The sequence below is a fragment of the Ruminococcus callidus ATCC 27760 genome (assembly GCF_000468015.1).
Taxonomy (GTDB): Bacteria; Bacillota; Clostridia; order Oscillospirales; family Ruminococcaceae; genus Ruminococcus_C; species Ruminococcus_C callidus.
Window position 1 is genome coordinate 32,054 of record NZ_KI260360.1, and the last position, 12,105, is coordinate 44,158.

The 12,105-nt window shown below is 52.2% G+C and carries 10 protein-coding genes; 8 read left to right on the forward strand and 2 right to left on the reverse strand.

Features of this window, described 5'->3' with window-relative positions:
• Positions 1-241 precede the first annotated feature (241 nt).
• From iorA to RUMCAL_RS05620, 6 genes are all read left to right on the forward strand, one after another.
• On the forward strand, positions 242-2,056 hold the full coding sequence (gene iorA / locus RUMCAL_RS05595; protein WP_021681653.1) for an indolepyruvate ferredoxin oxidoreductase subunit alpha: 1,815 nt from the start codon (positions 242-244) through the stop codon (positions 2,054-2,056).
• Positions 2,049-2,621, forward strand: a complete 573-nt coding sequence (locus tag RUMCAL_RS05600) for an indolepyruvate oxidoreductase subunit beta (protein WP_021681654.1) — start codon at positions 2,049-2,051, stop codon at positions 2,619-2,621. Before iorA ends, RUMCAL_RS05600 begins: the two co-directional genes overlap by 8 nt.
• A gap of 12 nt (positions 2,622-2,633) precedes the next feature.
• The gene (locus RUMCAL_RS05605; protein ID WP_021681655.1) at positions 2,634-3,869 is read left to right on the forward strand and encodes a phenylacetate--CoA ligase family protein; all 1,236 of its coding nucleotides are present in this window, start codon (positions 2,634-2,636) and stop codon (positions 3,867-3,869) included.
• Positions 3,870-4,031: 162 nt separating this feature from the next.
• Positions 4,032-4,340, forward strand: coding sequence for a hypothetical protein (locus RUMCAL_RS05610; RefSeq protein WP_156902439.1), 309 nt, complete (start codon positions 4,032-4,034; stop codon positions 4,338-4,340).
• 247 nt (positions 4,341-4,587) lie between these two features.
• Positions 4,588-5,160, forward strand: a complete 573-nt coding sequence (locus tag RUMCAL_RS05615; protein WP_021681657.1) for a DUF3793 family protein — start codon at positions 4,588-4,590, stop codon at positions 5,158-5,160.
• Positions 5,161-5,236: 76 nt separating this feature from the next.
• Complete coding sequence (locus tag RUMCAL_RS05620; protein ID WP_021681658.1) at positions 5,237-5,647, forward strand: flavodoxin; 411 nt, start codon at positions 5,237-5,239, stop codon at positions 5,645-5,647.
• A 176-nt stretch (positions 5,648-5,823) separates the two neighbouring features.
• Here the strand turns inward: RUMCAL_RS05620 and RUMCAL_RS05625 are convergent, their stop codons facing one another.
• Entirely contained in the window at positions 5,824-6,483 is a 660-nt protein-coding gene (locus tag RUMCAL_RS05625; RefSeq protein ID WP_021681659.1) for a Crp/Fnr family transcriptional regulator, read from the reverse strand.
• 126 nt (positions 6,484-6,609) lie between these two features.
• Between RUMCAL_RS05625 and RUMCAL_RS05630 the strand changes: the two genes are divergently transcribed.
• Together RUMCAL_RS05630 and hcp are read left to right on the forward strand one after the other, a co-directional pair.
• The gene (locus tag RUMCAL_RS05630) at positions 6,610-7,305 is read left to right on the forward strand and encodes an ATP-binding protein (RefSeq protein WP_021681660.1); all 696 of its coding nucleotides are present in this window, start codon (positions 6,610-6,612) and stop codon (positions 7,303-7,305) included.
• 1 nt (position 7,306) lies between these two features.
• Complete coding sequence (gene hcp, locus RUMCAL_RS05635) at positions 7,307-8,905, forward strand: hydroxylamine reductase (RefSeq protein ID WP_021681661.1); 1,599 nt, start codon at positions 7,307-7,309, stop codon at positions 8,903-8,905.
• A 108-nt stretch (positions 8,906-9,013) separates the two neighbouring features.
• Here hcp and RUMCAL_RS05640 read toward each other — a convergent pair whose 3' ends face one another.
• Positions 9,014-12,028, reverse strand: coding sequence for an ABC transporter ATP-binding protein/permease (locus RUMCAL_RS05640; protein ID WP_021681662.1), 3,015 nt, complete (start codon positions 12,026-12,028; stop codon positions 9,014-9,016).
• Positions 12,029-12,105 lie beyond the last annotated feature (77 nt).

Genomic DNA, 12,105 nt, shown 5'->3' on the forward strand with positions numbered 1-12,105 from the left:
CAAAGCCGTCAGGCGGGCTTTATGCAGCGTTTCCCTAATTTTCCTGAAATAGAGAGCCGCTGTGCAGTTGTGCATGGCGGCTTTTTGTTGCACGTGTAATAAAATGGGATTTGTTTTATTGCAGAACACTTGACTTTGCAAACAAATTCCGTTATAATAAAAGACAGGCTTTTGTGCATCTTGACTTGCGAAAAGCCGTTCCCAGCGGACTGGGATTCCCAAAACAGATTGGAAGGTTAACATGCATACAGAATTTTTAATGGGAAATGCTGCGATTGCCATGGGTGCCATTGCGGCAGGTCTGAACGTGGTTTCCGGCTATCCCGGAACGCCGTCTACCGAGGTGCTGGAAACGACTGCCAAGCACAATGACGGCAGCATTTATGTGGAGTGGTCCACAAACGAAAAAGCGGCAATGGAACTGGCTGCCGGTGCGGCGTACTGCGGTGCACGAACCATGGTGACCATGAAGCAGGTGGGGCTGAACGTGGCTTCTGATCCGCTGATGAGTTTGGCATATATTGGTGTCAAAGGCGGCATGGTGATACTGGTGGCAGACGATCCCGGGCCGATCTCCTCGCAGACCGAACAGGATACGCGGCGGTTTGCGGCGTTCTCCAAGCTGCCCTGCTTCGACCCCTCCGGCGTGCAGGAAGCCTATGACATGATTCAGGAGGCGTTTGCCTATTCGGAGCGTTACCACACACCGGTGCTGTTTCGCCCGACGACCAGAGTCTGTCATGGCTACGCTTCGATCACGGTGAAAGATGCGGCAGAATATCAGTTCAACTCGCCGGAGGGGTTTGTGAAAGACTCTTCCAAGTGGGTGATTTTTCCCAAGCTGTCCTATCAGAATCATATCCGTATGGAAAAGCGGAATACCGAACTGCAAAGTGTCTTTTCCGACTATCCCCGCAACCGGATCTATCCGGAAACAGATACCGTATGTAAGAAGGGCATTGCCACCCATGGCATCAGCTTTTCCTATACCATGGAAGCCCTGCACGGCAAAGCTGCACCGCGGCTGCTGAAAGTGGCAACACCGTTCCCGTTTCCGGAACAGCTGGCAGTGGAGTTTTTGCAGGGGCTGGACGAGGTGCTGTGTCTGGAGGAGCTGGATCCTGTCATTGAACAGGAACTGGTGTACCTCTGCGGCAAGTACCACCTGCCCACCCGTATCCGCGGCAAGCTGACAGAGGACGTGGCTCTTGCCGGAGAGAATTCCTGCGACAGCGTGGCGGCAGATTTGGCAGCCTTTCTGGGCTGGCAGCCGCCGGAGCAGAACACAGCAGACCAGCCACCTGAACTGCCGGTACGTCCGCCGGTGCTCTGTGCCGGCTGTCCGCACAGAGCCTCGTTCTTTGCCGTAAAAGAAGCGATGAAAGGCAAAAAGAGCGTATTCTGCGGAGATATTGGCTGCTATACGCTGGGCAACGCCATGCCGCTGGACATGGTGGATACCTGTCTGTGCATGGGTGCCGGTGTCAACATGACGCAGGGCATTGGAAAAATCGAACCGGATACCACTTGTTTTGCTTTCGTGGGGGATTCCACATTTTTTGCTTCGGCAATTACCGGCATGGTCAACGCGGTATACAATCAGGCAAATATGACGCTGGTAGTGCTGGACAATTCCACCACAGCAATGACCGGACATCAGCCTCACCCCGGCACCGGAAAAACCATGATGGGGCAAGTGGTGGACAAGGTGAGCATCGAGGACACGCTCCACGGCATCGGTGTGAAAACCGTAGAAACCGTAAACCCGCTGCACTTGCAGGAGGCAATTGACTGCGTAAAACGGGTGGCTGTGCAGGACGGTGTAAAGGCGATCATCTTCAAGTCGCCCTGTGCCGTACTCATCAAGTCCGGCAAACCGGCACGGATCGAAGAGAGCAAATGTATACAGTGTAAGAAATGTATCCGGACACTGGGCTGTCCGGCGATCATGCTGCAGGACGGCAAGGTGCAGATCGAACAGGCACTTTGCACCGGCTGCGGACTGTGTGCACAGGTCTGCCCCACTGCGGCAATAGGAGGTGCTTGTCATGCGTAAGAATATCATTCTCTGCGGTGTCGGAGGACAGGGCATTGTCCTGACTTCCAAACTGCTGGCAGCGGCGGCAATGGCAAAGGGCATTCCGGTAATGAGTGCGGAAACCATTGGCATGGCACAAAAGGGCGGCAGCGTGTTCAGCTTTCTCCGCATGGGAGAGGAGCTGTACAGCCCCATGTTCCCCAAGGGCACAGCAGATCTTCTGATCGGCTTTGAGCCGGCGGAAGCTGTCCGCATGTTGCCTTATCTGAAACCGGAGGGAACAGCTGTTCTCAACACGCACCCGATTCAGCCGGTAACAGCAACGCTGGGCGGTGGTGCCTATGATGCCGCGGCAATGATCGCCTATTTGCAGAAGCATGCCGGCAATCTGACGATGCTGGACGGCGATGCTGCCTGCCGGAAGATCGGTTCCCCGAAAGTGCTGAACATGGTCATGCTGGGAGCCGTACTCCGCAGCGGGGTACTGCCTTTGACATTGGAAGAAGTGACGGAAACCATGGAACGTACTGTAAAGCCGCAGTTTCGGGAATTGAACCGGAAAGCACTGCATATTGAAGAATAAGAGGTTTTGACAATGAAGATTACACAAACACAGTTGGAACAGGTCAACGACCGCATGCAGGCGTTGATACGCTCAAACAGCTTTTACGGCAAAAAGCTGGAAGCTGCCGGCATGACAGAAGTGCACACGCCGGAGGAATTCGCGAAGCTGCCGTTTTCGGAAAAGAAAGATTTGCGGGACGCGTATCCGCTGGGACTGATGGCAGTACCGGAAGAAGAAGTCGTCCGGATCCACTCGTCCTCCGGTACTACGGGCACACCAGTCATTATCCCGTATACCGCCAAGGACGTAGACGACTGGGCAATCCAGTTCAAGCGTTGTTATGAAACTGCCGGCATCACCAAAAAAGACCGGATTCAGATCACACCGGGCTACGGTCTGTGGACAGCCGGTATTGGTTTCCAGAACGGTGCGGAAAAGCTTGGAGCAATGGTCATTCCCATGGGACCGGGCAACACCGAGAAGCAGCTGCAAATGATGATGGATATGGAGAGCACCGTGCTGTGTTCCACATCTTCTTATGCGTTGCTGCTGGCGGAGGAAATTGGCAAACGTGGCATCAGGGACAAGATTCATCTGAAAAAGGGTGTTATCGGTTCGGAGCGTTGGAGTCAGAAAATGCGTGACCGGATTTCCGGCGAACTGGGCATTGAACTGTATGACATTTACGGTCTGACAGAAATCTATGGTCCGGGCATCGGCATCAGCTGCAAGGAAAACTGCGGTATGCACTACTGGAACGACTATATCTATCTGGAGATCATCGATCCGGTCACCGGCGAAAATCTGCCGGACGGCGAGATCGGCGAAATCGTCATCACAACATTGGTCAAGCAGGGTGCACCGCTGATTCGCTATCGTACACACGATCTGTCCCGCATCATTCCGGGCACCTGTGCCTGCGGCAGCAAGTTCCCGCGTATCGACATCATTATGGGCAGAACCGACGACATGATGAAGATCAAGGGCGTAAACGTATTCCCCAGCCAGATCGAGGAGATTCTGAGCACATTTGATGAAATTTCCAGCGAGTACCAGATTCGCATCTCTCATCTGGACGGCAAGGACACCATGCGAATCTATGTAGAATCCACTGGTGATGTGGACTTCGCAGACTTGAGCCGCCGCATTGCAGAGCAGGTCAAGAGCCGTATCGGCTTCACACCGATCGTCAAAGTGGTAGAAGTTGGCGTACTGCCCCGCAGCACCAAAAAGACTGCCCGTGTCATTGACGAACGGTTTAATTGAGGCAACACCGTACAAAGCTAAACTGTAGAACGTGTTCCCACAAAATGATTGTACGGAAAATCGTGCATTGCATCTTTGCGGGAACACGTTTTTGCTGTTCGAAAAATGCAAAATGTTGTAAATTCTTTTTGAACAGACAGTCACCTGTCCGATATGAAGTGTATGATAGAGTATGTAAGGAGAATCCCTTACAGCGAGTACATAGCTGCGGCAGACGACTTGCAGGAATATCGGAAACACCGGAGCATTCCGGACGGAAAGGTGAGGAATATGGCAAAGTACACACTTTTGAAAACGGCAAAAAAATGCGTGTTGTGCCGTCATTGGAACGGTGCAATGGGCAGCACAATGATCCAGATGAAAACGAAGGACTATTTCCAAGTGGAAATGACAGAAAAGCAGACCTGCTACCAGACTGCAAGAACGACACAGGCGTTGAACTCCTGTTCCAAGTTTGAACCCAGATACTAAGAGAAACGCTATATAAAGGCTTTATGTGTGAATGCGGAATGTGCCCTGTGGCATGTTCCGTATTTTTTTTGCAAAAAACACTTGACAAACGGTTTGAGTTATGCTATACTAACTACTGTTAGTGAAAACTAACTATGCAGAGCGGGAAAAAGCTCTGTTTTTTCGGGAAAGTAGTTAGCTTTTTCTAACCCTTGTGTATTTCCTGAGATATACAAAACGTACAGCATTGCAAATCAGAGGTGAAACCATGTCCGAAAGAGAGTGCAGAACATTCGAAAAAAAGCTTGCCCATTTTACGGCACCGACACTGCTGGGCATCAAGTGTGCCAGTCTGGTGTCCTTGTCCCGAGAGGAATTTGACATTCCGGCGTATGCGGCAGCGTTTAATGCACAGGCAGTCCGCGGGGGATTGCAGATGCAGATCATGTGCCGCTGTCAGAAGCGGCAGCTGGTACTGCTGTATCGCCCGAAGTTGCTGCAAAAACGGCTGGAACAGCCGGAAATCCGGCGTTTTCTGCTGCGGTATGGTTACACCGCTGATATGGATCTGGCGGCATGTCTGATGCGGTTGCAGAACCGCATTGCGGAGAAGCCGGAATTTCCCCATGAGATCGGAATTTTTCTGGGGTACCCTTTGGAAGATGTGGACGGTTTTATCACGCATCAGGGGGAGAACTGCAAGCTGTGCGGTTGTTGGAAGGTGTACGGAAACGTGGAACAGGCACGCCGGACATTTGCCAGCTATGAGAAGTGCAGAGTATTTCTCTGTGCAAAGTTGAGTAAGGGCTGTAATATTTTGCAGGCTCTGAAAATATCATAAGGGTAATATTGCAAAAAGCTTTGCAATATCACCGGTTGCCGGCGAAAGTCAGCAGAATTTTTAGGAGGAAAAAAGCATGAAAGCAGCAGTAATTTATTGGAGTGGCACAGGCAATACCGAACAGATGGCACAGGCAATTGCAGATGCAGCAGGTGCAGAACTGTTCGCAGTATCTGACTTCAGCGGCAGCATTGCAGACTATGACCGTATCGCATTTGGCTGTTCTGCAATGGGCGATGAGGTTCTGGAAGAAGACGAATTCGAACCGTTCTTCGCTTCGATCGAAGGCGACCTGTCCGGAAAGACCATCGCTCTGTTTGGCTCCTATGGCTGGGGCGACGGCGAATGGATGCGGAACTGGGAAGAACGTGCCAAGAATGACGGTGCAACACTGGTTGGCGGCGAAGGTTTGATCGTCAACGAAACTCCGGACAATGAAGCACTGGAAAAGTGTGCGGCTCTGGGTGCAGAACTGGTAAAGGAATAAAAGGAAACACTGCAATAAAGCCCGCCTGACGGCTTTGTACGCAATCTGACTACGCATCTTACGCACAAGCTTTATGCGGTGTTCCCTAAGCACCGAAATACAGACAATATCATCTCCTTTATATTTGCAAAAAAGCTGTGCAGGTTTTTGATAACCTGCACAGCTTTTTTATCTGGTCACAGCAGTCGGAACGTGCTCCGTTCGCTTTCCAACACGCCCTCTTTTCGCAGCTTGCTGATCTCTGCGGAAAGCCCGCTGCGGTCCACTTCCAGAAAATCCGCCAGTTCCTGCCGGTCAAACGGAATGGTAAACGTGCTGCACCGGTGCCGCTGGGCTTGCTGGTTGAGATAGGTCAGCAGCTTTTCCCGTGTGGTACGTTTGGAGGTGATCTCCAGCTTCTGGTGAAACACCAGATTTTTGCGGGCAATGATTTGCAGCAGATGAAAAATCACCTGCTGATGAAATTCGCAGCCGTTGCCGCAGGCGTGCAGAATGCGGCTGCCGTCGATCAGCATCACGTCGCAGGACGCAGATGCCACTGCCTGTATGGGAATCGATTCCACTTCTGCACAGACAAAGGATTCGCCGAAAATTTGTGCAGGCTCCACGTTTGCCATAATGCTCCGGTTGCCGGAGTAGTCGATACGCCACAGCTGCACCGCACCGGTCAGCACAATGCCAAACCGTTCTGCCTTTTCGCCTTCGTGTATCACAATTTGCCCTTTGTCATAGTGCTGCACCGTGACTTGCAGGCAGTGCAGCATGGCGGACAAGTCGCTTTCGGCAATGTGAGCAAACAGCGGACACTGCTTTAAAATTGGAAAAATTTTCTCCATGTGAACCTCCGTTTTGTTGAAATTTCAACATACAAGATGCTGTTATTATACTATAATGGATACAGAAAGTCAAGGCAACAGTATCGAAAGGCAAAGCTTTTGCGTATGATATGAGGAGGAATACACATGATAAGAAAAATCATTCACATTGACCGTGACAAATGCAACGGCTGCGGAGCCTGTGCCAGGGCGTGTCACGAGGGTGCGATCGACATCATTGACGGAAAGGCAGTGCTGGTGCGGGAACATTTCTGCGACGGTCTGGGCGACTGTCTGCCGGCATGTCCCACCGATGCGATCACTTTTGAGGAGCGGGAAGCCCCTGCCTATGACGAAGCAGCTGTGCAGCGTGCCCAGAAGCTGGCACAGAAAAAGCCCTTTTCCGGCTGTCCGGGAATGCGTGCCAAACAGTTTCAGCGAAGCACTGCTCCCGCAGCAGGAGCAGCCTGTCCCAGTCAGCTTTCCCAGTGGCCGGTGCAGATCAAGCTGGCAGGTGTCATGGCACCCTATTTTGATGATGCCGATCTGCTGATCGCGGCAGATTGTACCGCCTATGCCTACGGAAATTTTCACGAAAAATTTATCCGCGGGAGAATCACTCTGATCGGCTGTCCCAAGCTGGACGCGGTGGACTATGCGGAAAAGCTGACGGCGATTTTTGCGGCACATTCCATTCGCAGTGTCACCGTGGCACGAATGGAAGTGCCCTGCTGCGGCGGTATCGAACAGGCAGTGCAGCGTGCCATTGCGGCAAGCGGAAAAGACATTTCTTGTCACGTAACGGTGATTGGAACAGACGGAACCATTCAGGAGGAGAGATAACATGGAACAGAAAATGTTTTGCTACCAGTGTGAACAGACTGTAGGCTGTACAGCATGTACCGGAGCCGCAGGCGTGTGCGGCAAAAAAGCCGGCACAGCGAAGCTACAGGACGAACTGACCGGTGCTCTGATCGGACTGGCGAGAGCCGTGGACGGCAATGAAGATCTTGTTACAGAAAAGACAGATGCGTTGATGATCGAGAGCCTGTTTATGACTCTGACCAATGTCAATTTTGACGACAGCCGGATTCAGGCACAAATCGACCGCGTGCATCGGGAACAGGGCAGAATGATTCCCCGGTGTGCCGTCTGTGCATCGCCCTGCGGCAGAAACGAAGATTACAACATGGAACAGCTGTGGCAGGCGGAAGAAAATATCCGTTCGCTGAAATCGCTGCTGCTGTTCGGACTGCGTGGCATGGCAGCCTATGCCTATCATGCTATGGTGCTGGGTTATACAGACAACACGGTAAATCAGTTCTTCTATGAAGCACTGATGCAGATCGGGCTGGATCTGACCATGGAGGAACTGCTGCCGGAAGTGCTGAAGCTGGGAGAAGTCAACCTTCGCTGTATGGCACTGCTGGATCGTGCCAACACGGAAACCTACGGCACACCGGAGCCGACCAAGGTATCCATGCAGATCGATGCCGGACCGTTTATTGTAGTTACCGGACACGACCTGAAAGACCTCCAGCTGCTGCTGGAACAGACCAAGGACAAGGGCATTGCCGTCTACACACACGGGGAGATGCTGCCGGCACATGCGTACCCGAAGCTGAAAGCTTATCCGCATCTCAAGGGCAATTTCGGAACAGCATGGCAGAACCAGCAGAAAGAATTCGATGCCATTCCGGCACCGGTGCTGTTTACTACCAACTGCCTGATGCCGCCGAAGCCCAGCTATGCCGACCGTGTTTTTACCACAGAAGCAGTGGGCTTTCCGGAAATGGTACACATCGGCAAGGATAAGGACTTCACGCCAGTCATCGAAAAGGCACTGGAACTGGGCGGCTATACAGCACCGCAGCAGCAGACCGGTATCAACGGCGGCACAGAACTGACGACCGGATTCGGACACGGTGCTGTACTGTCGGTGGCGGACAAGGTGGTGAACGCTGTCAAGGCAGGAAAGATTCGGCACTTCTTCTTGGTCGGCGGCTGTGACGGTGCCAAGGCGGGACGGAACTATTACACAGAATTCGTAAAGCAGACACCGCCGGACACTATTGTGCTGACACTGGCATGCGGCAAGTATCGGTTCCATGATCTGGATCTGGGCACCATTGATGGGCTGCCGCGAATCATGGACATGGGACAGTGTAATGATGCCTATAGTGCGATTCAGGTCGCAGTGGCACTGGCAGAGGCATTCGGCTGCGGTGTCAACGAACTGCCCCTGTCCTATGTGCTGTCGTGGTATGAACAGAAAGCAGTCTGCATTCTGCTGACACTGCTGCATCTGGGAATCCGGAATATCCGGCTTGGCCCGTCGCTGCCGGCATTTCTGTCACCGGACGTGCTGCAATATCTGGTAGACAGCTACGGTATCACCCCGATCACCACACCGGAGCAGGACTTGGCGGAATTGCTACAGTAACGCAGCTTGCGATATAGAGAAAACCAAAAAGCCATATCCCAGAGAATAAACGCTCTGCGGTATGGCTTTTTACTTATGGTGTTATAATTTGTGTGGTATTGCCTCGAATTATTCCGAACGCAGTGCCACAACAGGGTCTTTCTTTGCCGCACTCTTGGACGGGATAAATCCGGCAATCAATGTCAGCAGAACGCTGATCGCAATCAGAATGATCGCCGCCGGAACGGGGAGAACCGCACTCAGATTCTGAATGCCGGTGAGGTGGTGTACCAGCAGGTTGATCGGAATGCAGAGCAGATATGTGACCACGATGCCCAGCAAACCAGAGGTAAATCCAATGATAATGGTTTCTGCATTGAACATGCTGGAAACATCTCGCTTCGAGGCACCGATTGCACGGAGAATACCGATTTCCTTGGTGCGTTCCTGTACAGAGATCAACGTGATAACGCCGATCATAATGGAGGAAACGATCAGCGAAATGGCAACAAATGCGATCAGCACATAGGTAATGGTGTTGATGATCTTCGTCACAGAGGACATCATCAGCCCCACATAGTCGGTATACTGGATCTGTGCCATTTCGTCCTTGCCCTCGTTGTAGTCTGCAATGGCATCTTCGATCACATCCTTGTCCTCAAAGGTTGCTGCATAGAGATTGATCGATGCAGGGTCGTCCAGATCAATATCCCCCAGTGCTTTCAGGTTGTCCTCATAGGTGGAATCGGAGAACTGCATCATTTCGTCATAGTAATTCGCACACTGTTCCGTGGTCAGGGTGGGGAGCAGCTGGTTCAAAGCTCCTACCAGTTCTGCCGGCTGCATGGCAGCCATTTTCTGCTGTACCTGCTGGGCATACTGTGCCTTGACTTGCTGCTGCATCATCTGGGTGAATGTGTCGGTGATTTCGTCGTCACTCATGGATTCCAGGTAGGACTGCACATCGCTTTCGCTCATGCTCATCTGCTGTGTCATGCCCTGCAGCATTGCCGCTTCCATATCGCTGCGGCTCATGCCCTGCATTGCCTGCTGTACGGAATCGTTCAGCTGTTCCTCGGTGGGAATGCTCATTATCTGTACATATGCCTGTGCTTTTCCGCCGTCGTCCAGTTCGTTCAGATATTCCAGAAAGGCAGTCTGCTTGTCCGCATCAGAGGTGCTGCCGGAGGTATCCTTGAACGGCAGGCCGGTGAAAATATCGGTGTTCTTACTGTCCTTCTGGGCAGTGATCGCATCGGATTCCTTGCTGTGTTCAATGATATACTTGGTCAGGTCGCTGGTATAGGCAATGGAGCCGGACAGCATCGGAGCGGTGGTATCTTCATTGGGGCGGATAATGCCAGTCACTTTTAATTTCAGACCGTTGTCGTAGAGGTACTGCAAGCCGGCTTCGGTGTCCCGCAGGTCGGTGTACAGCCCTGTGCTTTCGTCATAGCGGTAGCAGTCGGAATTCAGGATCGTGCGGAAGTCCATGCTGCAAATGTCGGCATAGGACCAGCTTTTGTTGTCCTTTTGCAGTTCCTTGCCATTCACTGCCGCTTCCATGATGCTGTCCACATCTTCTTTCGGTTCCAGACCGAGGGCGTATAATGTCATGTCGTCCAGTTCGTTGTTTTCGTCCAGCACCAGTACGATCTCGTCGTAGCTGTTCGGCCATGAGCCGTAGACCACATCGTACTGCTTTTTCAGCAGGTCGTTGATGGGCTTGCCGTTGTCGCCGGGGAGAAGTTCCTGCCACAGATTCATGGACGAACCGCCCATACCCATGGACATCATCGAGGTAGCGTCTTCGCCGAACATGGAAGTGCTGGCATCGGTCATTGCCTGCATATCAATGCCCATGTGTTCCAGTACCATTTCCTGCATCAGTTCTTCGGTGTCGGAGTGGATAATGGTGCCGTCCACATTTTTGGTGTAGATCAGCATGTCCAGATCGTAGGAATACTGTACGCCGTTGACTGCCCTGTGCAGGTTGCTTTCGCTGTCTTTCCGTTTCGATTCAATATAGGACTTGAAGCTTTTCAGGTCGTTTTCGGAAGTTTCCATGTTGTTCAGAGCGTCCATCATATCGTAGATCGCCGACTTCTTGTACACCGCATCATTGCTGTGGGTGCTGTCCGAGGTGGCATAGCCCATAAAGGTTTCCATCAGGGCACTCAGGTCGGTGTTGGTTTTCTGAATCGTCAGGGGATAAGAGGACAGGGTTTCTTCCTGAATGGTGTTGATATAGGTGTTGAAGCCCTGCGAAATAGAGAGCACCAGTGCAATGCCAATGATGCCGATGCTTCCTGCGAAAGAAGTCAGCATGGTTCTGCCCTTTTTGGTGAACAGGTTTTTCAGGGACAGGGAGAATGAAGTGCCGAAAGACATAGAGGGCTTTTTCAGCTTTTTGCCGTTTTCGTTTTCCGCCTTGTCTGCCTGTAATTCCCGCTGGTATTCTTCCTCCGTCAGCGGTCTGGAGTCGTCAGTCAGCTTACCGTCCAGGACACGAATGATGCGGGAGGAATACTGCTCTGCCAGTTCCGGATTGTGTGTGACCATGACGATCAGGCGATCCCTGGAGATCTCCTTGAGGATCTCCATGACCTGAATGCTGGTTTCTGTATCCAGAGCACCGGTAGGCTCGTCCGCCAGAATGATGTCCGGATTGTTGACCAGTGCCCGTGCGATTGCCACACGCTGCATCTGTCCGCCGGACATCTCACTGGGCTTTTTGGAAAGCTGGTTGCCCAGCCCCACATCTTCCAACGCTTTTTTGGCACGCTTCCGGCGTTCTGCCTTGGACACACCGGACAGCGTCAGAGCCAGTTCCACGTTTTGCAGCACAGTCTGGTGGGGGATCAGGTTATAACTCTGGAACACGAAGCCGATCGAGTGATTTCGATAGGTGTCCCAGTCGCGGTCTTTGAAATCCTTGGTGGAGCGTCCGTTGATAATGAGGTCGCCCTCGGTGTACTGATCCAGCCCGCCGATAATGTTCAGCATGGTAGTCTTGCCGCAGCCGGACGGTCCCAGAATGGAAACGAATTCGTTCCGTCGGAATCGCAGGTCAATGCCTTTCAGAGCATGGACGGTGTTTTCTCCGGCGAGATAGTCTTTTTTGATTCCTTTTAATTCCAGCATAAAGGTGCTTTTTCCTCCTTTGGTTGCAGGGAAAGTTCCCTTGAGGCAATACCGCACAAAGAGCGTCTGGCAACTTT

Coding starts and splice junctions, on each gene's coding strand:
- iorA (WP_021681653.1), top strand. CDS start 242: ATGCATACAGAATTTTTAATGGGAAATGCTGCGATTGCCATGGGTGCC.
- RUMCAL_RS05600 (WP_021681654.1), top strand. CDS start 2,049: ATGCGTAAGAATATCATTCTCTGCGGTGTCGGAGGACAGGGCATTGTC.
- RUMCAL_RS05605 (WP_021681655.1), top strand. CDS start 2,634: ATGAAGATTACACAAACACAGTTGGAACAGGTCAACGACCGCATGCAG.
- RUMCAL_RS05610 (WP_156902439.1), top strand. CDS start 4,032: ATGATAGAGTATGTAAGGAGAATCCCTTACAGCGAGTACATAGCTGCG.
- RUMCAL_RS05615 (WP_021681657.1), top strand. CDS start 4,588: ATGTCCGAAAGAGAGTGCAGAACATTCGAAAAAAAGCTTGCCCATTTT.
- RUMCAL_RS05620 (WP_021681658.1), top strand. CDS start 5,237: ATGAAAGCAGCAGTAATTTATTGGAGTGGCACAGGCAATACCGAACAG.
- RUMCAL_RS05625 (WP_021681659.1), bottom strand. CDS start 6,483: ATGGAGAAAATTTTTCCAATTTTAAAGCAGTGTCCGCTGTTTGCTCAC.
- RUMCAL_RS05630 (WP_021681660.1), top strand. CDS start 6,610: ATGATAAGAAAAATCATTCACATTGACCGTGACAAATGCAACGGCTGC.
- hcp (WP_021681661.1), top strand. CDS start 7,307: ATGGAACAGAAAATGTTTTGCTACCAGTGTGAACAGACTGTAGGCTGT.
- RUMCAL_RS05640 (WP_021681662.1), bottom strand. CDS start 12,028: ATGCTGGAATTAAAAGGAATCAAAAAAGACTATCTCGCCGGAGAAAAC.